We start from the raw sequence: 23,420 nt of genomic DNA, 5'->3' as shown, positions 1-23,420 counted from the left end.
CGATGCCCGTGATCAAGAAGCTGCTGGTGGCCAACCGGGGAGAGATCGCCCGACGCGTGTTTCGCACCTGTCGCGAACTCGGCATCGCGACCGTCGCCGTGTACTCCGACGCCGACGCCGACGCCTGGCACGTGGACGATGCCGACGAGGCCGTCCGGCTACCGGGTTCCTCGCCGGCGGAGACCTACCTCGACGGTGACCGGGTGATCGCCGCCGCCCTCCTCACCGGCGCCGACGCCGTGCATCCCGGCTACGGCTTCATGTCGGAGAACGCCGGCTTCGCGCGGGCCTGCGCCGACGCCGGGCTCGTGTTCGTCGGCCCGCCGCCGGATGCCATCGACGCGATGGGTTCCAAGCTGACGGCCAAGGCGATGATGGCCGATGCGGGCGTGCCGGTTCTCCCGGGCGGCGACGCGACCGGCCTGGACCCCGACAAGCTGCGCAAGCTCGGCGCCGAGATCGGCTACCCGCTGCTGGTCAAGGCGAGCGCGGGTGGCGGCGGGCGCGGCATGCGGGTTGTCGAGTCGGCCGACGACCTCGACGGAGCCGTGGCCTCGGCCTCGCGCGAGGCGATGTCGGCGTTCTCGGACGGCACGGTGTTCCTCGAGCGGTACGTGCAGCGTCCCCGCCACGTTGAGATCCAGCTGTTGGCCGACATGCACGGCACGGTTGTCTCGCTGTTCGAGCGGGAGTGCTCGGTGCAGCGCCGCCACCAAAAGGTCATCGAGGAGGCGCCCTCGCCCGTCGTCGACGACGACCTGCGCGCCCGGATGGGCGCGGCGGCGGTCGCGGCGGCACAGGCCGTGGGTTACGTCGGGGCCGGAACGGTCGAGTTCGTCCTCGACGCGAACGGCGGCGATGACGACGGGACGTTCGCCTTCCTGGAGATGAACACCCGGCTGCAGGTCGAGCACCCGGTCACCGAACTCGTCACCGGGCTCGACCTCGTGCGCCTGCAGTTGCTGGTGGCGATGGGTCGGCCACTGCCTGCCGAGGTGAGCAAGCCGCGGATCACCGGCCACGCGGTCGAGGCCCGGCTCTACGCCGAGGACCCCACGAAGGGCTACCTGCCGCAGACCGGAACGCTGCGCACGATGCAGATCCCCGACCACGTCGGGGTCCGGGTGGACTCCGGCGTGCGCGACGGCTCGGTGGTCAGCCACCACTATGACGCCATGCTGGCCAAGGTGATCGCCTGGGCGCCCACCCGCGCCGAGGCGCTCGGCGCGCTGTCCGCCGCGCTCGCCGGCGCCCGGATCCACGGACTCACCACCAACCGGGATCTGCTGGTTCGCGTTCTGCGCCACGACGAGTTCGCCGGACGCGGCACCGACACCGGGTTCCTCGACCGCCACGACGTGGCCGACCTCGGCGCAGCCCTCATCGACCGCGACGGGGAGGGCTTGCACGCCATCGCGGCCACACTCGCCCAGGTCGCGGGACGCCGCGCGGCGGCCCCCGTCCAGCCGACGCTGCCTGCCGGGTGGCGCAACAACCCGTCCCAACTGCAGTCCACCGGATGGCTGACCGCCGACGGCCGCGAGCGTCGGGTGGGCTATGCGCTGCTCCGCGACGGCGTCGAGGTCGAAGTCGACGGCAAGCCCGTCGAAGACGTCAGCGTGCTCGTGCAGCGGCCGGACCGGGTGGTCCTGGAGACCGGCGGGGTGCGGCGCGGCTACGACGTCGTCCTCGACGCCGACATTGCCTATGTCGACAGCCCTGCCGGGTCCACTGCGTTTACGCAGGTACCACGGTTCCTGGACCCGAGCGCGCTAAAGCCGGCGGGCTCGCTGACGGCGCCTATGCCGGGTTCGGTGATCCGGCTGCCCGTCGCCGCGGGCGACGTCGTGACGGCCGGGCAGGCGCTGGTGGTGGTGGAGGCGATGAAGATGGAACACACCATCGTCAGCCCAATCGACGGGATCGTCGCCGAGCTTTCGGTCGAGGTGGGTCAGCAAGTGTCCACCGGCGATGCCCTCGCGGTGGTCGGAGCGGCCGCCGGTGCAGATCAGGATTGAGCACCATCGGACCCGTCACCGGCCCCGGTGGCCGGTGACATCGAAGTAGGAGAGCGGTATGGAACTGCACGAGACCGAGGAGCGGCGAGCGCTGCGCAAGGCCGTGTCCGAGATCGCCAAGGACTTCGGGCACGACTACTACGTGGCCAAGTCGCTCGGCGGGGAAAAGAGTTCGGAACTCTGGCACGCCGTCGGGGAACAGGGGTTCCTCGGGATCAACATCGCCGAGGAGTACGGCGGCGGTGGCGGCGGCATCTACGACATGCAGATCGTCGGTGAGGAACTGGCCGCGGCCGGCTGCCCGCTGCTGATGACGGTGGTCTCCCCCACCATCTGCGGCACGATCATCCAGGCTTTCGGCAGCGACGAACTCAAGGCACGCTGGCTGCCGGGCATCGCCAGCGGCGAGGTCATCATGGCGTTCGCGATCACCGAGCCGGATGCGGGCTCGAACTCGCACAACATCTCCACCTACGCCAAGCGCGTCGGCGGGGATTGGATACTCAACGGCACCAAGTACTACATTTCCGGCGTCGACGAGGCGGAGGCCATCCTGGTCGTCACCCGCACCGCGACCGACGACCGCGGACGCGGACGGCTGAGCCTGCTCGTGGTCCCGACCGACGCGCCCGGGCTGACCAAGACCCTCATCCCGGTGCAGGCGGTGACACCTGAAAAGCAGTTCACGCTGTTCTTCGACGACGTGCGGGTGCCGGCCGAGAACCTGATCGGCGCGGAAAACGACGGTTTGCGTCAGGTATTCATGGGCCTCAACCCCGAACGCATCATGGGCGCCGCCCTGGGAAACGGCATCGGCCGCTACGCGCTGGACAAGGCCTCTGCCTACGCGCGCGAGCGCAAGGTCTGGGACGTGCCGATCGGAGCCCACCAGGGCCTGTCCCACCCGCTTGCGCACGCTAAAATCCAGCTGGAGCTGGCCCGGCTGATGACCCAGCGGGCGGCCTCATTGCACGACGCCGGCGATCCCGGTTCCGCGGAGGCGTCGAACATGGCCAAATACGCTGCGGCCGAGGCGGGCATCCTCGCCCTCGACCAGGCGATCCAGACCCACGGCGGCAACGGGTTGGCCACCGAGTACGGGCTGGCCACTCTCTGGGGCCCGGCACGGCTGATGCGGACCGCGCCGATCAGCCGAGAGATGATCCTCAACTACGTGGCACAGCACAGCCTCAACCTGCCACGATCGTACTGAGCATCCTTCATCCGTTCCTGTCCGCTTCCGTCTACCAAGACGGACAGTGGTGATCGGTCGCCCGCCGGGGCCGGGTCCTGCCTTAACGAGCATTTGTCAACCAAAACTGCCGAGGAGGCAAATCAACATGGATCGCGGTATCGGTCAGTGGGTCACCAAACGGGCCTTCCTCAACGGGCAGCGCACAGCGCTCGTCCAAGGTGACACCAGCTTCACGTACTCCGACTTCGATCGGCGCACCAACCAGGTGGCCTCGAGCCTGTTGCGTCTCGGTGTCCGTAAGGGGGACCGGGTGGCCATACTGCTGGTGAACTCGGTCGAGTTCCTGGAGGTCCTCCTCGGCTGCGCGAAGATCGGCGCCATCACCATCCCGATCAACGTCCGGCTCGCCGGCCCGGAGATCGGCTACATCCTCGCCGACTCCGGCGCCGACGTGTTCGTGTTCCACGCGCCGCTAGCAGCGGCGGCGGTCAGCGCGCTGACCGAGCCTGGGGTCCGGGTCCGCCACACCCTCCGGGCCGGGGGCGCCCCGGCCGACGGCGAGATCCCCTACACCGACCTGCTCTCCGACGGTGCGCCCGCGCCACTCGACAGCGACGTCGAGGGCCGCGACCCCGCGTTCATCATGTACACCTCGGGCACCACCGGCCGCCCGAAGGGCGCCATCCTCACCCACGACAACCTACTGTGGAACGCCATCAACGTGCTGGGCGCCGAACAAGGCCTGACCGGCAGCGACGTGACTGTCGCAGTCGCCCCGATGTTCCACATCGGCGGGCTCGGGGTACATACGTTGCCGTTGCTCTACGTCGGCGGGACCAGCGTGATCCTGCCGTCGTTCGACCCGGTGGGCACGCTCAAGGCGATGGCCGAGAGCCGGGCCACCGTCCAGTTCATGGTGCCGGCGATGTGGTCGGCGCTGACCCAGGTGCCCGACTTCGACTCCTACGACCTCTCCGCGCTGCGTCTGGCCATGGGCGGCGGCGCACCGATGCCGCTGACTGTCATCGACTTCATGCACCAACGCGGAGTCCCCTTCACCGAGGGATTCGGGATGACCGAGACCGCCCCCATGGTCTCGGTCTTGGACGCCGCCAACATCACCACGCGGGCCGGGTCGATCGGCCGGGTCGCCATGCACGTCGATGCCCGAATCGTCGACGCCGACGACCGGGACGTCCCGGACGACACCGTCGGCGAGCTCCTGGTGCGCGGACCCAACGTGTTCGTCGGGTACTGGATGAAGCCGGCGACCACCGCCGAGGCCTTCCGGGGCGGCTGGTTCCACACCGGCGATCTCGGCCGGATCGACGTCGACGGCTACATCACGCTCGTCGACCGCAAGAAGGACATGATCATCTCGGGCGGGGAAAATGTCTACCCCATCGAGGTCGAGCAGGTGCTGTTCCGTCACCCCGGTGTGCTCGACGCCGCGGTCGTCGGCGGTCCGGACGACAAGTGGGGTGAGCGCGTCGTCGCCGTGGTGGTGGCCGACCCAGCCGCCGAACAGGTACCCGGCGCCGACGAACTGATCGCCTGGTGCCGCGAACGGCTGGCGCATTTCAAGTGCCCGCGCGAGGTGCACTTCCTTGCCGAGCTGCCCCGCAACGCCACCGGCAAGCTCCTCAAGACCGAGCTGCGCAGGCGATTCACCGGTGTCGAGGGCGGCGTCGTCCAGCGCTGAGGCACGACACCGGAGGCGGAGCTCGGGTTTGGGAAGTGTTGTCGCGACGAGTAGCCAAGGTCACCGCTGCAAATAGCTGAAGATGTTATTTGTCGCTAACGTTTAGAGGCGCAGGGTTGGGACTTGTCGGCCGAGACAACCGGGAGGAACACGACATCCGGCATGTGTTGCGGGTGGGTCTTGCCATGCGCTCGCCTGTCACCTTGCGATAGGTGCTTGAGCGTCCCTGACGCCCATGAGCTTCGGCGAAAGGGGGGTGCTTCAGTGTCGTACGGCGGCGACCGACGACTCCACCCGATCAGCCTTCCCGCAGTAGAGCCCGGTGGCAGCGTCGAAACATGAATCGGACTCGGACCACGAGGCCCGAGACATCCGGATCGCCGTCGGTCACCACACCCATCCGTCCGAGACTACCGGTGTTACTACGCTGCGAGGAGTACCGCGGTCGACTGCGGCCAAGCCCACGCTCTGGCGTGGCGCACCCAGCTGAGATCCACCGTCACCGATTACGCGTTGATTCACGCATCGGTTTCTCGGACAGTCCTCGTTCATCACCGCGCGGGTGTCAGCCGAATCGGCAGATAAGTGGTGCCCCGAAGTGAGCTGTTGGTTGACCAGGTGGCCGAACCGGCCGCTGCGATGGCCGAGGCTTGGGAAGTGAGTTCGCGGAGCACCGCCTGGCCCTCCATGCGACTGAGGGTTGCTCCGATGCACATGTGAACGCCGTAGCCGAATGCGATGTGATTGCGCGGATTTCGGTCAGCGCGGTAGGTATCGGGATCCTCGAAGACCTCAGGGTCGCGATTGGCCGCGCCGAATGCCAACAAGAGCCGCGACCCGCTCGGGATAGTCACCTCGCCGACCCTGTAGTCGGTGCGAGTGTAGCGGTACAGGTTTTGGATGGGCGCCGAGTACCGCAGCTGTTCCTCGACAGCGCTGGGGATCAGGTCGGGATCGTCTCGGATCATGGCGAACTGATCGGGGGCGTGGGCAAGGGTGTCGAACATCCCGCCGATGAGGTTGGTGGTGGTTTCATTCCCAGCGAATAACAGGAGCATCGCGATGAAGAAGAGCTCGTCGTCGGAGAGCTTGCCGTCCTCGTTGTTATCGACGAGCCGACCCAGTACGGTATCTGACCCCTTGAGCTTGCCCGAGGCCAACTGATCCTTGAAGTACCGGCGCAGTGCCGCAATCGCCCGAACCCCCTTGAGCCCCTGCCGCAGCCCGGCGGGGCTCACGCCGGCATTGATGACGCCGACACCGTCTTCGGACCATGATCGGAAGTTCTGGACATCTTCGGGCGGAATCCCGATTATGTGCGCGATCATTCGGATGGGCAAAGGCACGGCGAGGCGCTCCATAACGTCGCAACCGGGGTTGGCGACGACGTCGGCGACGAGTTCTTTGGCGAGTTGGTCTGCCATCCCCTGCCAGTCGCTCATAGCTCCCCTGGTGAACCCGGGTTGAACCTGTTTGCGAAGCCGGGTGTGGTCATCGCCGTCGGTGAGCACCAAGATCGGTGCCGAGATCTTCATTCGGGTGACGCCCTGGCTACTTGTGACGGCGTCGGTGTCGCGTAGGGCTGCTCGGATGTCTTCGTGTCGGCTCAGAATGAAGGTCGCACGTTTGGGGTTGTAGTGCACCCGCCCTCCGGCGTGCAGCGCGCGATAGGCATCGAATGGCTGCGCCGCGGTCGCTGGATCGAGTGGATCGTAATCGGTGTTTACCGCACCGGTCCATCCTGCATAGCCACGGCGCCGGACCCGTACGGCCGCAGCAATGTTCATTCCGACAGCCGCCACCACCGGTGCCCCGATTTGCCGCACCGCGCTATCCGAGCGCCATCTACTCATCGGTAGTCCCCGCTAAGGTCGCCGGACGGTTGGTGCCTGAGCGCGCTGCGCAGTATGTCATGGCATCAAGGCTGGCCAACGGCGATCCACCGCGTCAATGGTGCGGCAACAGTTGATAGGAAATCGTCTGCCCTCGGCGGGTCTGGATTATCACTATAGAGCTGTGAAATGCTAATACTGCGATTGGGAGAGTCTATTAATTCTCATTCCGAGAATTCTCCCAAGCCGACCAGGGGTGTCGAACATCGGAAGGCCTTGGAAGTGACAGGCAACGACTGGCTACTCGAGCAGCCCAGAGCGGCCGCTGCGACTGAAAGGATTCTCCAGGCGGCCGCGAGTTTGATCGGACGCCGAGGCTTCGATGATTTCTCCATCCACGAACTCGCCGCGTCGGTCCACTGTTCGCCGGCAACGATCTACCGTCACGCGGGTGGGAAAGCCGCGATTTGCGAAGCGGTCGTGGTGAGGCTGTCGTCGCGCATCGTAAACGCCGTGGACGACGCAATCTGCGATTTGACAGGGCATGAGCGGATCGTCGTCGCCGTCAGCGTGGCCCTACACCACCTCCGCACGGAACACATTGTCCAACAACTGCTTCGGTCATCCAATCCGAAGAACCGGCGATGGATCGAGACCTCGCCCATCGTCACCGGCATCGCGACAAGCATGATCGGCTCAGACCGTCACGACGAGGCCGCCGCCCAGTGGTTCGTACGCGCAGTGCTTGCGCTGTGGCACTGGCCGGCAAGCGTTCCTGGCACAGAACGTGAGATCATTGAGCGGTTCCTCGGGCCAGCTTTGAGCGCGTAAAGAGCGTGCCACTGAGCCCAGCAAGGCCTTCGCCTTCGTCTCCCCAAGCCGATCTCATTGTCGATGTTGACGACGGTTGAAAACCCGGCCAGTTGCGACGTTGATAGAACTCATCCCGGAACTACCTCCTCGCCTTTCGGCCGGATATGACAGCCGCGGGGTGTTGGGATCCGGGTGTGCAGCGTCGAGTTCCGTGGTCGGCGTCTTGTGCTCCGGGCCCCGCTGGAGGTGTGGACGTGGAAGCTCATCTTCGTCGGTCTGGCCGTTGCTCGGTCTGGCGTTGTCGGTATTTTCGTTTGGCATCGAGGCCTTCGTACCCGCGGATGTGCAACCCCCCCGAGGAATGCGTTCACGGAAGCGGTTCGTGAGGCCTTGACAACCTGACGTCGCCGGGCCGCGGCCATCGCAAGGCCCTGAAAGACGCTCAGTCCGACGAGTCGTTCAGCGTGCGGTCGAGAAAATCTGCGACTGCCGAAGTGAAGGCGTCGTTGTCGTCGCCCGCAACCATGTGGCCCGTGCCCGAAACGTCGACAGCCTCGGCGTGCGGTACGACTTCGAGGAACTCCTCGACCGACTGCTGCGACGTCACGTCGGAGTGAACGCCGCGAATGAGAAGCGTTGGTGCTCGCACGCGGCGGGCCCCTTCGATGAGAAGGTCGCTTATGGCGCCGAATTCTTTGGCACCAGTTGCTGGGTCGCCCTGCAGGAACTCGAAGTTGGAAGCTATGAACGCCGGATCCCATCGCCAGATCCACCGACCGTCGTCGCGCTGCTGCAAGACCTTTCGGAGACCGTCCAAGTTCTTGGGCCGAGCGCGATGCCGGTTGTACTGGGCAATGACGTCCGCGGCCGCGTCGAGCGTATCGAATCCGTCGGGATGGGCGCCCATGAAAGACACGACGCGGCGTGCTCCGTGAAACTCCATTCGCGGAGTTATGTCGACCAGTACGACGGCTCCCCACAGATCGGCAGGCGCCACCAAATGCGTTCCCAACACCGTCATGCCGCCCAAGGATGCGCCAACGACAGCTGGCGGGCGGCCATCGCTGGCATATCGGCGAATCGACAGCAGGTCGGATGCAAGTCGGTCGAGATCGTATCGACCATCGGGGTCCCACTCGCTGTCGCCGTGACCGCGGGCGTCGTAAGCGACGACGGTATACCCGCGCGCGTGTAAGCGGCGCGCCGTAGTCGCCCAGGCATGGCGGTTCTGTCCACCGCCGTGCAGCAGTATGACGACCGCGCGGGCGGATTCGTGTCGGTAGACATCGGCTGCAAGGGCGGTTCCGTCTTCGTTGCGGACGCGCTCGAACGTTGAGGTCATTTGCTGTGTCCTCGATGGTCGCCTTGGGCAGCGTTCTCGTTCCGCGACCGGATCACGAGGCGCTCTGGGCGACGACGGTCACTGTTCCCTGTGCGGCGCATACCGGGCGTCCCGTATTGGTGATGTCGATCCTGGCGACGCCGCTACGCTTCCCCAGCGCGATGATGTCGGCGACCGCAACGCAGACTCCACTGGACACCGGACGTAGGAGGTTCAGTTTGAATTCGGTTGTGGCCACCCATGACCCAGGTGGGATCACCGGATAGAACACCACGCCCAAGCAGTGGTCGACCATCGCTGACAGGCATCCGCCATGCAGAGTGCCGAAAGGAGTCAACAAATCGGCTCGGGCGTCCATTTCCACTACCAGTCTCCCGGCGGAGAACTCGATGTGGCGGAAGTCCAAGTACTTGGCGAGCCCTCCCGAGGTTCCCCCCGCGTGCTGGAGCTCCTCGGCTATTTGCTTGTTGAACTGGGGGAAGTCCATGGTCAGCGCCTCGTTTCGTTCAGCGATACCGATGCCATCGCTGAGACACTACTCCGCAGTTGTCGCAGCAATGCAACTGTGAGTGTCGGCCAGTAGCGCGGGAAGCAGGAATCGGCGCAAGAAAGCATCGATTCCTTCGGGGCTGCGGTGCCGGGGGCCGCGAACCGCGAGCAAGCTGAGGATGATGCGCAAAATCCATTCGGCGGCGTCATCGACCGAAACGCCGGCTTCGAGTTGATGCCAGTGTGCGGCGAACACGGGTCGCAGAAACTCGGCGACGAGTTCGAACAGCGCCACCGACGTTCCCTCGGCCAGTCCCACGCCGGCGAGTTCATCGTCGCTGGCGAAGAGCATGCCGATTATCGGTTCGCGGCGTGCCGCGCGCACCGTGACTGCAACGAAGTCCAATATGGCAGAGCCCAAGTCGGTGTGCGCCAAGATCCGTCCGCTGGTGCGGTGCAGGTAGCGTTCCGCTGCGCGGACGATGACACCGGATACGACGGATTCGCGACTAGCGAAGTAGCGATAGACCGTGGCGCGCGATACGCCCGCATGCCTGGCGATATCCTCCATCGTGGTGCCCGACAGCCCCTTGCCTTGCAGGCACGTTTCGGCGGCGTCGAGTAGGCGATCGCGCGCCATATCGCGGTTTCGCCCAGGAGTCGCGTCGCCCCGCCGCAACGATCTCTTCGTCACGGGTACGAGTATGCCCTGTCAAGGGACTCGCTCTGTCGAACACCCGCGGTTGTCGCATGGAAACGGATGTGACAATATCGCAGTCGTGTCGCATAGAAGACCTCGACGATGAGCGTGATCTGACCGTTGGCCATCCCACCACGCACTCCGGTTGTCGTCGGCGTCGGTGAACTCACACATCGCGGTGAAGGCACCGTCGATCCCATCGATTTGGCCGCCGAGGCCGCGCGTCGAGCGCTGCATGATGCTTCGGCCGCGATCGGGCATCGCATCGATACCGTGGCGACGCCCGGAATCTTGATGATCCCACGCGACAACCCCGCGTCGAGGATTGCCGAAGCGACTGGGCTGACGCCGGATCATCGCATCAGTTGTCCGGTCGGCGGCAACACCCCCCAGTATCTGGTCGAGGTCCTCGGCCGCCGCATTTGGCGCGGCGTCAGCGACGCGGCTCTGATCGTCGGAGCGGAAAGCGGCGCGTCAGCACGCAAAGTCGCATCCGGTAGCGCACTTTTGGAGCCCAAACCCATCGCAGCACAGGACGAGTCACTCGGTGACACCCGCCCGGGACTGAGCGAAGCCGAGGTGGGCGCCGGGTTACATTGGCCGCACGAGGTGTACCCGATCTTCGAATCCGCGATCGCGGCCCGATCAGGCCGCACATTCGACGAACAGCGCCGCTGGCTGGGTGACTTGATGGCTCCGTTCACGGTTGAGGCGTCCCGACATCTCGAGCAGGCCTGGTTTCCGCGTGCCCGTAGCGCAGACGAGCTCAGCACGGTCTCCCCGGCTAACCGGATGGTGTGCGAGCCGTACCCGAAGCTGCTCAACAGCATCATCGCCGTGGATATGGCTGCCGCTTTCGTGATCATGGCCGCCGAAGTCGCCGAGGAACTCGGAGTGCCCAGTGATCGTTGGGTCTTCCCGTGGTCGTCGGCCACATGCAACGACGTGTATTTCCCGGTTCAGCGGCCTGATCTGGGTCGTTCCGCCGGAATAAGGGCCGCCGGCAAGGCGGTATTGGCGGCCAGTGGACTTCACATCGACGACATTAGATGGTTTGATTTCTACTCTTGCTTTCCTTCCGCGGTCGAGGCGGCGATCGACGCCTTGGATCTCGACCCGGCGGATGACCGCGGGTTCACGGTGACCGGCGGACTGCCCTACCACGGAGGGCCGGGTAACAACTATGTCAGCCATTCGATCGTCGAGATGGTGCGACGCTGCAGGAGCGACCCGGACGCCGTCGGGCTCGTGTCCGGACTGGGCTGGTACATCACAAAGCACTCGCTGGGTCTGTGGTCGGCGACTCCACCGCCAACGGGATGGCAGACTCCGGACATGGCCGATGCGCAGTCTGCGATCGACGGCACCTCCCTCCCGGTCGCTTCTCCCGCCGACGCATCCGGAGAGGCGACCATAGATGGATACACCGTCGTGCACGACCGTGACCAAGGCCCCTCCTGGGTGCCGATTTTCGCGCGCATGACCGACGGCCGCCGCGTCGCGGCGCGCAGTGACGATGCCGAGGTGGCGGTGGCAATGTCACGAGACATGTGCGTCGGACACCAAGTCGCCGTGCGGCAGGCGGACGGACACGTCGAATTCGAACTGTCGTGAACGCCGACGCGCTCGTGCTGACCAAGCCGCGCACCCTTGAACGGCGGCATCTTCCGGTGCCGCGCATCGACGACGAGTCCGGTCTCCTGCGGATCGAGGCGTGCGGGCTCTGCGGAACCGACCACGAGCAGTTCAGCGGACACCTGCCGACGGGGTTCGCCTTCATCCCCGGACACGAGATCATCGGCGTCATCGAGGGAATCGGTGACGCCGCGCGCGAGCGTTGGGGCGTCTCGGTGGGTCAGCGAGTCGCCGTCGAGGTGTTCCGATCGTGTCGGGAGTGCGACTCGTGCGGCCGCGGCGAGTATCGCAGGTGCTCGAGCAACGGCCTCGCCACCATGTTCGGCTTCGTCGACGTGAACATCCCGCCCGGCCTGTGGGGAGGCTATGCAACCCACCTGCATCTGCCGTTCGATTCCATGCCGTTGCCGGTCCCGGACGGACTCGACCCGATCGTCGCGACGTTGTTCAATCCGCTTGGGGCAGGGATCAAATGGGCTGCCATGTTGCCCGAGACAAGCCCGGGCGACGTCGTCGCGGTCCTCGGACCAGGGATCCGCGGGATTTGTGCTGCCGTAGCCGCCAAGGAGGCCGGAGCGGCATTCGTCGCGATGACCGGGGTCGGCCCTCGCGACCGAACTCGGCTAGCCGCAGCCCACCAGTTCGGCGTGGACCTGACCATCGACGTCACCGAAGACGACCCGGCGCAGGCCCTGCAAATGGCGACCGGCCGGCTCGCAGATGTCGTCGTCGACGTCACCGCGAAGGCGCCAGCCGCATTCGCGGACGCCGTCGCACTCGCGCAGCCCGGCGGACGCGTGGTGGTCGCGGGCACACGCGGCGGCGGCGGAGCGCCGGGCTTCGAGCCAGACCTGCTCGTATTCAAGGAACTACGCATCTTCGGTTCGTTGGGGGTCGACTACCCCGCCTACCAGAGCGCCATCGAGCTGCTGGTCTCTAGGCGTTGGCCCTTCGAAGAATTGCACCGCGAGATCACCGGTTTCGCCGGCCTGCCCGGGCTGCTCGACCTTCTGGCCGGCAACGAGCCGGACCGGGTCCCCGCTCTGCACAACGTCTTTGTGCCGATCGCCTGACAGCGCCAACTAGCGCCCAACCGGAAGGATCCACCGTGAGCAGCCAAAGCCGGGTTGACATGCTTGCCCTGACAGATGCCCGCGAGCGCGCCGCTCAATGCGGGATTCCGGACGCCATGGCTGAACTGTCTGTTTTCAGGATCGCGCTTCATCAGCCCCCTGTAGCCGTCGCATTGCATGGAATGCTGGAGGCGTTGCTGTGGAAAGGCGCGCTGGATGCGCGGCTACGGGAGCTGATCATCATGCGAATCGGCTGGGTCACTGATTCGGTCTATGAGTGGACGCAACACTGGAGGGTTGCCCGCTTGCTCGATGTGCCCGAACGCGACCTGCTCGGGGTGCGCGACTGGCAGAACGCCGGCCACTTCGGCGAAGCCGAGCGGGCGGTACTGGCGGCGACAGACGAGACGTTGCGTGACGGCACCATCTCGGATGAAACCTGGGCTGAGTGTCAGCGCGCGTTGCACGGGGACCCGGCCGTCCTCGTCGAACTCGTCGCCGCGATCGGGAATTGGAGATTGTTCTCAGCGCTGCTGCGGTCCTTGCACGTGCCGCTAGAAGACGGCCTCGAAGGATGGCCCCCTGACGGAGTTCGACCCTCCGTTGACTGAAGGGTGATCGGCTCGCCATGTCGACTCCGTGCTATGACTCTGCCCCTAGCACCTGTTGGTCGGGATCTGACGATGTCGAACGGTCGGGCGGTTGCATCTGCAGACGGCGATTCCACCACCGAGGATTGCGCCGGGCCTGAAGACTGAGCCGACGGAATTCCATCCGCTGCAGTCGAAGGAGAACTGGAACACCCAGCAGCGGGACGATCGCACCACGGACCGCACCTCGGCGACCATTCTCCAGCAATCCGGCTACAGCACTGAGCCCCGAAATGTAAAGAATACCGTTGTAAGGCACCAGGATTGGGCCGCATAGTCCTTCGCACTCGGACAGGCTTGGCACACCAAATCTCCAGCGCTTCGGCCAGTGTATGAAGTGAGCCAACACGGTCGTCAGGAACAGGCCGTTCACAACACCGAGGACAGCCTCGTGACGCTTATCGGCACGTTCCGCCATGCGAAGTACTACTGCGGTGCTCATGCCCCAACCCGTCGCTGCCGGCACCGGACCAATCACCGACGCGAACGGCATCGCAACTCCGGACAGCAATTCGTAGAAGACATGCGCGCTCGCTGACACGGCGCCAACTTGTGTGCAGATTTGCCGGGACGTCTTCGGACGCTGACGGGACGGCGGTAATGGCCCTTCCGCCCGCATCAGCGGAATGCCTGAACGCGCGATGCGGCCACGGCGCAACGCACTTCTTCGTGAAGAGGTCGTTCCATATGGCGGCTTTCACCACAAAAGTACTTGTCGACCTACACGTTACTCCGTAGCTGTTGGCCGCCATCGGCGTCGAAGAGTTCCTTGGTCCAACGTTCGAGGATTTCTGCGCTATCCCAGTCGTCGGGATGGAACCCGGCGTGGGTGTAGGAACGGAAGCGCTCAATCGCTGCTCGGCTGAACAGCGGGTTATGACGGAAGGCTCGAAGGCTGCGCAGCAACCGCACCGGGTTGTAGGCGGCACGATCGCCGGCCAGAGAGCGGGTGGTCTGGATGACCAACTCGGTGAACAATAGGAGACTGGCGATCCGCATTCCCCAGACCCTGGTGCGTTCGCTTCCACCGACCGTCTCGTAGACATCGAAAGCGACGGCCTTGTGCTCGCATTCCTCCAGTGCGTGCCAAAGCAGAATCGGCCGCACCTCGGTGTAGCCGATCAGTTCTTGAGCTTCGTCGCTGGTGAGAATGATCTCGGCGAATGTCGCCGTGTAGTGCTCGAGGGCTGCCGTCACAGCCAGGCGCATCTTGGGAGAAAAACGCTTCTCGAGTCGGCCAACCAACTTCTTGATATGCCGATCGATCCCCTCGGTGGGATAGCCCATCGCTTGAAGGCGATCGTTGAGCAGCCGATGCTGGTGCCGGTGGGTGGCCTCTTGAGCGATGAATCCCTTGACCGCCTCCTTCAGGTCAGCGTCGCTGATGTGGTCCCGGTACTCGCGGACTGACCGGATGAAGAAGTCTTCGCCTTCGGGGAACGTGGCCGACAAGGTGGACACAAAGTGGCTCATCACCAAGTCGCCATCGACGAAGTGCTGCCGACTGGTCTCAGCAGGCATGTCGAATCGGACACGGCGGGGCTTCGGGACGACCCGCGTGGTGGGCCGTGTGGACGAATCGTCGCTCATGTTGTTCTCCTGTTGTCATGGGCACTGATGATCTGACTTTACGCCTAGTCAGAATTAGATGGCAAGCTATGCGTTGTGCGATCGGTGCGGGTGTACAGCGGGATGTCCGCCGAGGAGCGTCACCGGAACAGGCGCACGCGTCTCATCGAGGCCGCGATGGAGTTGATCGGCACGCACGGCGTTGCCGCCGCCACGGTGACTGCCGTATGCGCTGAGTCCGGCGTGACGTCACGCTACTTCTATCAGCATTTCCCTGACAGAGACGCCCTCTTGCGAGCTGTCTACCAGCAGCTCTACGCAACCTTCCAGGAGGTGATAGTTGACGCGATCCCCGATGCCGGCGCCCCACCCGAGGTGCTCGCGTACGCGCCGATCCGCGGGCTGGTCAGCATGATCAACAATGATCCTCGACTGGGTCGGATCTTGTTCGTGGAATCTGCAACGGAGCCGCTGCTTCGGGAGTTACGCAGCGACATGATGACCGGTTTCACCGACCTCGTATTGCGTGAGGCCAGACTTCACCTTGACATCGCCGACTCCGCAGTGGGCGTTGCCCATTTGGCCTCGACATTGGGTGTGGGTGGGTTATTCGAAGTCTTGCGCCGCTGGCTCGACGGAGAACTCGAGTTCACCACCGATGAACTCGTTCAGCACTGCGCAGGTTTCCTGGGCAGCCTCGGCAGCTATGTGCTGCTGCAGAACGCAGTCGAGTCGGCCACGACCAAAGCCAAACCTCAGAGTTAGCTTCTGGCGCCTCCCGGCCGCGCTTCGCGAATGTCGAGGTGCCTCCGCTTGCTTCATTCCGGACTGAACACATGAACGCCGCTGTACAACATTAGAGGCCAGCGTCGTCGACCAAATAACGTTCGGCGAGCGTCTCGGCAAGCCGACTCGTGTGCTCCACGATCTCCCCCTGGATGACGTCAAGCAAACCTGCATGCCATGCGGTGATCAATTCGACGAAGCCACCAACGGCCACCAGTGTGTCCATCCGAAGGGCGGTTTCATCGGCTTCCGGCCTCAGGTGTGGCTCACTGGCTGCGATCACCAGGTGTGTCGCCTCCTGCAGTGCGACAGCGCGCCGATCCTGAAGCGGGGAACTGCCCACGTGTTGAGCCAGTAGAATCTTCGCCCTGCCCGGATCCTCTGCAATCCGGTCGACCACCGCGGCGATGGTCACGCGGATGGTCTCCATCGGCGGCTGCCCGATGCGTTCTGCGAGCGTCGCAGAAACCTCACCGAGCATCTCGTTGCGCACGCCGTCCCATGCAGCGACAAGTAACTCGTCGCGGGTCTTGAAGTCTTCGTAGAAGTAACGGTCGTTCAGGCCGGTTTTGGCGCACACTCCTCTCATCGTGACTGCTGCCCAACCGCTTTCACTCCAGATTTCCGTCGCGGCATCAATGAGGCGCTGACGGCGCTCCGCCCGGCGTTCAGCACCGGTACGCCCGCCCCATCTCTTCGACCGCGTCCGCACATGTCCATCTTGGCAAACCACAGTAGGTCGCAACACTTTGGTAGCATCCGCCCCCAATGGGGGCGCGTGCCACCATAGGACTCCGCGGAGGGCAGCGATTGACGATCAGAACGCTCAAACTTCGAGTTCTCAGAGACGTGGCAGCGGCTGTCGTCATTCCCGCCCCCAGCAGTGATCGTGCGGCACTGGCGACGGTGGCGGTAGGAGGCGCCCTGCACGCCGTGCAGGTATTCGCGGCCGACTGGCCCGCCGCAATCCCGTAGGGAGTCGACTCATCACGCTCTTGAGCGAGGCCCCCACCGGTCGCCGTCACCACTTGCACTACGTGCGGTAGCGTACCGATACCGGCAGTATCGCTACCAGTGGAGGCCAAGTGACCGACGGCAGTGCAGATGCCCCAAGCCAGGCCAAGCGGCCTGGTCGGCGCGCCAACGGATCCACCGATCCGGCCGACACTCGCGAGTACAGCGAACGGTTGGCGACCCTGGCCCGGTTCACCCTCCGACACAAAGCGCTCGTCATCGGGGTATGGCTAGGCGCCGCGGTGGTTCTCGCGCTGCTGTTCCCACAGCTGGAAACCGTGGTGCGCCAACAGTCGGTGGACCTCATTCCTCGCGACGCCCCGTCCTTGCAGACGGTTGACCGCATGAGCGCCGCGTTCGGCGAAGAAGGCTCGAAAACCATGGTGTTCGTCGCCATGGAAGACCCCACTGGCTTGACTCCAACTGCACGGCAGCGCTACGGCGAACTCGTGCGCCGGTTGCAGGCCGAGGGCGACCACGTCCTGCTGGTGCAGGACCTGCTGGCCGATCCGATTACCGAAGCTCAGGCAGTCAGCGCCGACCGCAAAGCCTGGTATCTGCCCGTCGGTGTCACCGGCACCCTCGGAGACCCCACGGCAGCCGAATCCTTGAACGCGGTGCGCGACATCGCCGCGGAGGTGTTCACCGGATCGACCACGACCGTCCAAGTGACGGGACCACCGGCGACCTTCAGCGACATGATCGCCTCCGCCGAGCACGACCTGCTGTTGATCTCGATCGCTACCGCCGGCGTGATCGCCCTGATCTTGCTGATCGTCTACCGGTCAGTGTTCACCGCGCTGTTGCCACTGCTGGTAATCGGGTTGAGCCTGGCGGTTGGGCGCGGCGTGCTATCCGCCCTCGGCGAGATGGGCATGCCGGTCTCCCAGTTCACCGTCGCATTCATGACGGCGATCCTGCTCGGCGCCGGAACTGATTACACAGTTTTTCTGATCAGCCGGTACCACGAGCAGCGCCGCGCCCAAGTACCCGCCGATCAGGCGATCATCCACGCCACCGCCAGCATCGGGCGCGTCATCCTGGCGTCCGCCGCCACCGTGGCACTCGCGTTCTTGGCCATGGTCTTCGCGCGGCTCAGCGTCTTCGCCGCCCTGGGCCCCGCGTGCGCCATCGCCGTGCTGTTCGGATTTCTGGCGACCGTCACCCTGCTGCCACCCGTGCTGTCGCTAGCCGCCAAACGCGGCATCGGTGAACCCAAATCCGATCGCACCCGCCGCTACTGGAACAGCGTCGCCGTCGCCGTGGTCCGCCGTCCGGTGCCACTGCTGATCGTCAGCCTGGCCATCCTGCTCGCCCTATCGGCAGCCGCTGCGACCATCAAAATCAGCTACGACGACCGCAAGGGACAACCAGACACCACGGCCAGCAACCAGGGCTACCAACTTCTGGACCGCCACTTCCGCAAGGACGTCGTCATCAGCGAGTTCCTCGTCGTAGAGAACCCGACCGACATGCGGACCGGGAGGGGGCTGGCCGATCTCGACGAGATGGCCTCTCGCGTCTCCCAGATCCCCGGCGTCACCAGGGTGTCCGGAGTCACCCGCCCCACCGGGGAGCGCCTCGACCAAGCAGAACTGGCCTGGCAGAACGGCCAGATCGGCGACAAAATGGCCGGCGCGGTCGCCGAGGGCAACTCACGCAAAGACGACCTCGCCAAACTCACAGGCGGCGCCGACCAGCTCGCCGACGGCCTCGCCCAACTCGATGGCACGGTGCGCACCGCCCTCGCGCCACTGGCCGGAATCCTCACCCAAGCTCAATCCGCGGGAACTCAGGTCAACCAGTTCCGCCCGCTGCTGCAACAACTTTCCGCCACCGCCCCCGCCGTCGACCAAGCCATCCAATCCGGCCCGGGACTGCGACCGCTGGCCAACCAGGCGCAGAACGCGATCACCCAGCTCGATCCACTCGTGGGCGCGCTCAACACCTCACCGTGGTGTGCCGCCACCCCGCAGTGCGCCCAAATTCGTGACCAGGTGAAGATTTTGGTCAGCCTGCGCGACAGCGGATTCTTCGACCAGATCGCCGACCTCGGGGACCGCTACGATCCCGCGACCAATGCCACCGTTGGTGGCACCCTCGCCAACGTCCAGAACGCAGTCGCCTCGCTGGACAAGGCATTCGGAGCCCTGGGTGATCCCGACGACCTGGCCACCAACCTCCGCCGACTACAGGAGGGAATCGGACAGCTGGCCTCCGGCGCTCAAGCACTCGCGACCGGTGTCCGCACCCTCGCCGACAGCAACATCGAAATGCTGTCCGGTATGAGCCAGATCGCCACCCAACTACAGAATTCCTCACGCGCAGCGGCGGACTCCGACTCCTCGAGCGGTTTCTACTTGCCCGCTAATGCATTCGAGAACCGGCAATTCACCGATGTTGCCAAGCAATTCCTCTCACCGGACGGCAAGACCGCGCGGTTCATGATCGAAAGCAGCCACGACCCTTACAGCGTCGAAGCCATGGAGCTCGCCAGCCGCATCACCGACACCGCCAACACCGCACGACCCAACACGTCGCTCGCCGACGCCACCGTATCCGTCGCCGGCTTCCCCGCCGTCAACTCCGATATCCAACGATTCCTATGGGCCGACTTCGCACAACTGGCCGTCGCCACCATAATCATCGTCGGCGTCATCCTGGTCCTACTGCTGCGCGCACTCCTGGCGCCGCTCTACCTCTTAGGCACCGTCGTGCTCAACTACCTCGCCTCGCTCGGCATCGGCGTTGTGGTATTCCAATGGGGACTGGGCTACGAAATCGCTTGGCCCGTACCATTACTGGCATTCATCATCCTCGTCGCCGTCGGCGCCGACTACAACATGCTGCTCGTCTCACGGCTCCGCGAAGAATCCGGGACCAACATCCGCGTCGGCGTCCTGCGCACCGTGGCAAACACCGGAGCCGTCATCACCTCAGCTGGTCTGATATTCGCCGCCAGCATGTTCGGCCTCATGGTCGGCTCAGTCGCCATCATGATCCAAGCCGGCCTCATCATCGGCTTCGGATTGCTGCTCGATACCTTCCTCGTGCGCACCCTCACCGTGCCCGCCATCGCCACACTTCTACGCGAAGCCAGCTGGTGGCCTTCCAAAGCAACGCGGACCCCAGTAGCTGACACCGCCACGCAGAAATAAGGAGCAACGCACTACTAGTGGAAGCGAGGAATGCGAGGAACGCGAGGTCCATTCGCAGACGTGATCTTTGGTTGCGGATCCGTCGTGATCTGGTGTTGCAAGCCCGTCGAGTAAGCGTCCAAACTGACATCCTGATTTCAAGGTTCCCGCTCTCGGTAAATCAAAGGCGGCCTTGACCACCAAGGTGTCTCAGTCCGCAGGCAGTCCGCAGTAGATTTTCGCGACTCCTGCGCGCGCCAACCCACCCAATGCAGCTGAGCTGGGAAAACTTACGCGGGCCAACGTACCCAACGTCATCAAAACCCCAGGTGGCGTGGTTCGGGACGAAGAGGTCGTGGGTTCGAATCCCGCCACCCCGACAAGAAGAAGGCATCCGCTCAGTGATTCTGCTGAGCGAGCAAGTCAAGTGACCCACGCCGGCGGTTCGGCGTTCCGAAAGGTGTTTGACCGGCGCGAATGCCGGGTATTGACCAGGGCGTGACGAAACCGTCGACGCTAATCGAGCCTGCCCTGCCGAAGGCCGCGGGGCCGCTGTCCGCCGCGATCATCGACCTCCTCCAGCGGGGCCGGCCGGCACTGCACGCGCGTCCGATCGATGTTCCGATGTGCGAGGCGGACCCCTACGGGCTGGACCTGCAGCTTGCCCTCTACATCTGCTACGAGCTGCACTACCGCGGTTTCGCCGGTGTCAGCCCGCGGTGGGAGTGGAACCCCGCGCTGCTGCATCTGCGCGGCAGGTTCGAGGAGTCGTTCCTCAGCGCGGTGCGCCAGGATGTCGGCGAGATCACCGAAAGCGAGACCGCGGAAGCCGAGATGGACAAGCTGTCGATCGAACCGGTCGACGGCGAGGGTCCGTCGTATCACCTGCGCGACAAGGGCACCTGGGACCAGATGCTCGAGTACTTCGTGCACCGCTCGGTGTACCACCTCAAAGAAGGCGACCCGCACGCCTGGACCATCCCCCGTCTCGCCGGGCACGCGAAGGCCGCCTTCGTCGCGGTCGAGTTCGACGAGTTCGGCGGTGGCCGAGGCGAACACGTGCACCAGCATCTGTACGCCGAGCTGATGGATGCGGCCGGCCTGGACTCGTCGTACCTGGGCTACCTCGACCACGTGCCCGCCGACGCGTTGGCGTCGGTGAACCTGATGTCGCTGTTCGGCTTGCACCGGGAGTTGCGCGGCGCATCGATCGGACACTTCGCATCGACGGAGATCACCTCGTCGCCCGGATCACGACGACTGGTGGAGGCGTTGCGCCGCATGGGCGCTCCCGACGCCTGCGTGGCGTTCTACCAGGAGCATGTGGTGGCCGACGCCGTCCACGAGCAGGTGGTGCGCACCGATGTCGTCGGCGATCTCGTCGCCAGGGAACCGCATCTGGACCGCGACGTCGTGTTCGGCATCCGGGCGCGCGATGTGGTCGAGGAGCGGCTGGCCAAGCATCTGATGGACAGCTGGACCGAGAACCGCTCGTCGCTACGCCGACCGTTGAGTTGACGTGGCCGGCGTGCGGCCGGGCCGACACCGATGACTGGTGTCGCACAACGGATAATCCTTGCTGCGCCGGCAGGTACAGACGGCCACCATGAAGCGGTCCGATTCCACCACCTGCCCGTCGGCCATCTCGATGCGAACCGGTCCCTGCACCATCAGCGGGCCGTTCGGCACCACCCGCACGACCCGGGCTTCGGTGTCGCTCACGGCTTGTCCGCCCGGATGACCAGCAGTTCCTCTTCGCGACGGCCGGGTTCCAGGCGGCCTGTTGTCTCGAGCCATTCGGCCCGCGAGGTCAGCACCGGACCGAACGGAATCCATTGCCGCGCAACGATCTCAGCGTCGAGCCCGACGCTGGCGAGTGCACCGAGCGTCCGACGCGGATCGGCGAATTCCGACTGCACCAACAACAGGCTGCCGCCGTGGTCGAGGATCTCCGGCACCGCCACGCACAGCGGATCGAGCACCAGTCGGCCGTCGTACCCGGCGTCCCAGGCGCGCGCCGGACCCACGTAGGCCGGGAGCGGATCGCACGCGGCGGCCGGGTCGTGCGGCACGTACGGCGGATTGCAGACGACCAGATCGAAGGGGCCGAACTCAACTGCCCGCGCCCATGATCCGAGATGCACGTCGACGCTGACACCGGCACCCAGTGCATTCGTCCGCGCACATCGCACCGCACGCGGACAGATGTCGAGTGCGGTCACCGATGCCGCACCCTGCTCGGCGGCACCGATGGCGACGACGCCGCTTCCCGTGCACAGATCGACGACGTGCCGGCCCCGTGCCAGCGCCGCGCCGTCCATAACCTCGATGAGCAGTCGCGAATCTTCCTGCGGGGCGTAGACGCCCTCATCCGCAACCAGGGGGTCGCGGACATCGGTGTATGCGGTTGTCACATCGGCCTTTCGACAGGGTCCATCTGCTGCTGCGCTGCAGCACTGCCGGAATTAATGCCCGGTCCCAGCCCTGTTGAAACGTCGGCCACCGTTTTGCCGCGCCACCGTTCGGGCACCCGACTACCGTGCGAGCCTCCGATATCGCCTCGTTGCCCATCCGCTTCGGCGCCGCGCTGCGCCACCGCCGGCTGTTCCATCCGTCCGGGGTGATGGCCGAGGGGATTCTCGAACGCATCGCCCCGGAGGGCGAGGGGCTGCCGATGAACTCCTGTGACGTCATCGCGCGGGTGTCCAAAGGGGTGGGCCTGCCCGGCGCGACCCCCGACGTCGCCGGGCTGGCATGGCGAATACCGCCACCGCCCGACCTGCGCTCCTGCAGCCCGTGGGACGTGCTGTTGGCGTCGACGCTCGCCGGCACTCGCATCGGGCTCGCGCCGGCGGCATCGTGGTCCGGCGCGACCTTCTCCAGCCTGATGCCGCTTCGCTATCACGACGGCCTGTGGTGGGTGCGGGCCCGACTGGTGACCCGCATCGACGCACCGGGGCTGTCGTTGGATGCGGTCGAGAAGCAGATCACCTCAACCGGAATCACGTTCACCGTCGAGCAGGCGTCGGGCACCGGAGCCTTTCGCCCGTTGGCCCGGCTCACGCTTCGCCACGTCGACCCTAGCTGTGACGACATCGCATTCGACCCGGCCCTGCACAGCAACCCCGAGGTGGAACTCGTGCCGCGTTGGCTCGGCGACTTCCGGCGGTCGGCCTACAAGCGCAGCAGGCAGGGCCGCGACGCCGAATGATCAGGCCGTAGGCTCCCCGCCGGACTCAGCGACGTCGGGCGCGTTCTCCCGGGTCGCCATGCCGCCCTCGCGGCCCTCGTCCTGCGGCCCGGTACGTTGCGCTTTGCGCTTGTCCCGCTGCTCGGAGTCGTCGTCGTCGTAAATCCCTTTACCGGTGGGCATATCGGTCCTTTCCTCTTTCAATCAGCTACCCGAAGGACCGGCGTTTCAACCTCGCGCGCCCGGGTATGCGCAGCGCACTGTCGAGCCGGAAG

General features: G+C 65.1%; 21 protein-coding genes. 11 read left to right on the top strand and 10 right to left on the bottom strand.

Going from position 1 to position 23,420, the window contains the following annotated elements; all coding sequences use genetic code 11:
- The first annotated feature begins 2 nt into the window (after nt 1-2).
- The 3 genes from G6N18_RS18005 (at nt 3) to G6N18_RS17995 (ending at nt 4,915) form a co-directional block, all read left to right on the top strand.
- Complete coding sequence (locus G6N18_RS18005; protein ID WP_011895456.1) at nt 3-2,018, top strand: ATP-binding protein; 2,016 nt, start codon at nt 3-5, stop codon at nt 2,016-2,018.
- Nucleotides 2,019-2,076: 58 nt separating this feature from the next.
- On the top strand, nt 2,077-3,231 hold the full coding sequence (locus G6N18_RS18000) for an acyl-CoA dehydrogenase family protein (protein WP_043985026.1): 1,155 nt from the start codon (nt 2,077-2,079) through the stop codon (nt 3,229-3,231).
- A gap of 127 nt (nt 3,232-3,358) precedes the next feature.
- Nucleotides 3,359-4,915 carry an acyl-CoA synthetase gene (locus G6N18_RS17995; RefSeq protein WP_083000317.1) on the top strand — a complete coding sequence of 519 codons (1,557 nt, stop codon included), beginning with the start codon at nt 3,359-3,361 and terminating at the stop codon, nt 4,913-4,915.
- A gap of 551 nt (nt 4,916-5,466) precedes the next feature.
- Here G6N18_RS17995 and G6N18_RS17990 read toward each other — a convergent pair.
- Nucleotides 5,467-6,768 carry a cytochrome P450 gene (locus G6N18_RS17990; protein ID WP_052537337.1) on the bottom strand — a complete coding sequence of 434 codons (1,302 nt, stop codon included), beginning with the start codon at nt 6,766-6,768 and terminating at the stop codon, nt 5,467-5,469.
- Between the two features lie 261 nt (nt 6,769-7,029).
- Between G6N18_RS17990 and G6N18_RS17985 the strand changes: the two genes are divergently transcribed.
- Nucleotides 7,030-7,578, top strand: a complete 549-nt coding sequence (locus tag G6N18_RS17985; protein ID WP_043985023.1) for a TetR/AcrR family transcriptional regulator — start codon at nt 7,030-7,032, stop codon at nt 7,576-7,578.
- A gap of 424 nt (nt 7,579-8,002) precedes the next feature.
- On the opposite strand, the gene G6N18_RS17980 is transcribed toward G6N18_RS17985, so the two are convergent.
- From G6N18_RS17980 to G6N18_RS17970, 3 genes are read right to left on the bottom strand one after another with little or no spacing between them, the layout of a single operon-like run.
- A complete protein-coding gene (locus G6N18_RS17980) occupies nt 8,003-8,902 on the bottom strand; it encodes an alpha/beta fold hydrolase (protein WP_011895462.1) in 900 nt (299 codons plus the stop codon).
- A 52-nt stretch (nt 8,903-8,954) separates the two neighbouring features.
- Nucleotides 8,955-9,389, bottom strand: a complete 435-nt coding sequence (locus tag G6N18_RS17975; RefSeq protein ID WP_011895463.1) for a PaaI family thioesterase — start codon at nt 9,387-9,389, stop codon at nt 8,955-8,957.
- Between the two features lie 48 nt (nt 9,390-9,437).
- On the bottom strand, nt 9,438-10,031 hold the full coding sequence (locus tag G6N18_RS17970) for a TetR/AcrR family transcriptional regulator (RefSeq protein ID WP_011895464.1): 594 nt from the start codon (nt 10,029-10,031) through the stop codon (nt 9,438-9,440).
- Nucleotides 10,032-10,211: 180 nt separating this feature from the next.
- Between G6N18_RS17970 and G6N18_RS17965 the strand changes: the two genes are divergently transcribed.
- From G6N18_RS17965 to G6N18_RS17955, 3 genes are read left to right on the top strand one after another with little or no spacing between them, the layout of a single operon-like run.
- Nucleotides 10,212-11,705: an acetyl-CoA acetyltransferase gene (locus tag G6N18_RS17965; protein ID WP_041800306.1), complete on the top strand. Its 1,494-nt coding sequence runs from the start codon at nt 10,212-10,214 to the stop codon at nt 11,703-11,705.
- On the top strand, nt 11,702-12,799 hold the full coding sequence (locus G6N18_RS17960; RefSeq protein WP_043985022.1) for a zinc-dependent alcohol dehydrogenase: 1,098 nt from the start codon (nt 11,702-11,704) through the stop codon (nt 12,797-12,799). The genes G6N18_RS17965 and G6N18_RS17960 overlap by 4 nt, the downstream gene beginning before the upstream one ends.
- A 35-nt stretch (nt 12,800-12,834) precedes the next feature.
- Nucleotides 12,835-13,410, top strand: coding sequence for a carboxymuconolactone decarboxylase family protein (locus tag G6N18_RS17955; protein ID WP_041800308.1), 576 nt, complete (start codon nt 12,835-12,837; stop codon nt 13,408-13,410).
- Nucleotides 13,411-13,441: 31 nt separating this feature from the next.
- On the opposite strand, the gene G6N18_RS17950 is transcribed toward G6N18_RS17955, so the two are convergent.
- Nucleotides 13,442-13,990 (bottom strand): hypothetical protein, encoded by a 549-nt coding sequence (locus G6N18_RS17950; RefSeq protein ID WP_052537336.1) that lies wholly within the window; start codon nt 13,988-13,990, stop codon nt 13,442-13,444.
- Nucleotides 13,991-14,169: 179 nt separating this feature from the next.
- A complete protein-coding gene (locus tag G6N18_RS17945; protein WP_011895469.1) occupies nt 14,170-15,039 on the bottom strand; it encodes a metal-dependent hydrolase in 870 nt (289 codons plus the stop codon).
- Nucleotides 15,040-15,141: 102 nt separating this feature from the next.
- On the opposite strand from G6N18_RS17945, the gene G6N18_RS17940 reads away from it, so the two are divergent.
- A complete protein-coding gene (locus G6N18_RS17940; protein WP_011895470.1) occupies nt 15,142-15,783 on the top strand; it encodes a TetR/AcrR family transcriptional regulator in 642 nt (213 codons plus the stop codon).
- A gap of 91 nt (nt 15,784-15,874) precedes the next feature.
- On the opposite strand, the gene G6N18_RS17935 is transcribed toward G6N18_RS17940, so the two are convergent.
- Nucleotides 15,875-16,516, bottom strand: a complete 642-nt coding sequence (locus G6N18_RS17935) for a TetR/AcrR family transcriptional regulator (RefSeq protein ID WP_085981140.1) — start codon at nt 16,514-16,516, stop codon at nt 15,875-15,877.
- A 373-nt stretch (nt 16,517-16,889) separates the two neighbouring features.
- On the opposite strand from G6N18_RS17935, the gene G6N18_RS17930 reads away from it, so the two are divergent.
- Entirely contained in the window at nt 16,890-19,976 is a 3,087-nt protein-coding gene (locus G6N18_RS17930; RefSeq protein WP_052544279.1) for an MMPL/RND family transporter, read from the top strand.
- 477 nt (nt 19,977-20,453) lie between these two features.
- Nucleotides 20,454-21,473, top strand: coding sequence for an iron-containing redox enzyme family protein (locus G6N18_RS17925; protein WP_179962448.1), 1,020 nt, complete (start codon nt 20,454-20,456; stop codon nt 21,471-21,473).
- Here the strand turns inward: G6N18_RS17925 and G6N18_RS17920 are convergent.
- Nucleotides 21,453-21,677: a CDGSH iron-sulfur domain-containing protein gene (locus tag G6N18_RS17920; protein ID WP_179962321.1), complete on the bottom strand. Its 225-nt coding sequence runs from the start codon at nt 21,675-21,677 to the stop codon at nt 21,453-21,455. The two genes, G6N18_RS17925 and G6N18_RS17920, sit on opposite strands and share 21 nt — an antisense overlap.
- The gene (locus G6N18_RS17915; RefSeq protein WP_083000322.1) at nt 21,674-22,369 is read right to left on the bottom strand and encodes a HemK2/MTQ2 family protein methyltransferase; all 696 of its coding nucleotides are present in this window, start codon (nt 22,367-22,369) and stop codon (nt 21,674-21,676) included. The genes G6N18_RS17920 and G6N18_RS17915 overlap by 4 nt, the downstream gene beginning before the upstream one ends.
- Nucleotides 22,370-22,494: 125 nt before the next feature.
- Here G6N18_RS17915 and G6N18_RS17910 point away from each other — a divergent pair, with 125 nt between their 5' ends.
- Nucleotides 22,495-23,166, top strand: a complete 672-nt coding sequence (locus G6N18_RS17910; protein WP_083000324.1) for a phosphodiesterase — start codon at nt 22,495-22,497, stop codon at nt 23,164-23,166.
- On the opposite strand, the gene G6N18_RS24270 is transcribed toward G6N18_RS17910, so the two are convergent.
- A complete protein-coding gene (locus tag G6N18_RS24270) occupies nt 23,167-23,328 on the bottom strand; it encodes a hypothetical protein (RefSeq protein WP_165606476.1) in 162 nt (53 codons plus the stop codon).
- Between the last annotated feature and the right edge of the window lie 92 nt (nt 23,329-23,420).

It is taken from the genome of Mycolicibacterium celeriflavum, assembly GCF_010731795.1.
Lineage (GTDB): Bacteria > Actinomycetota > Actinomycetes > Mycobacteriales > Mycobacteriaceae > Mycobacterium > Mycobacterium celeriflavum.
The sequence above is the reverse complement of the archived record's forward strand: the minus strand, read 5'-3'. Positions and strand labels throughout refer to the sequence as shown.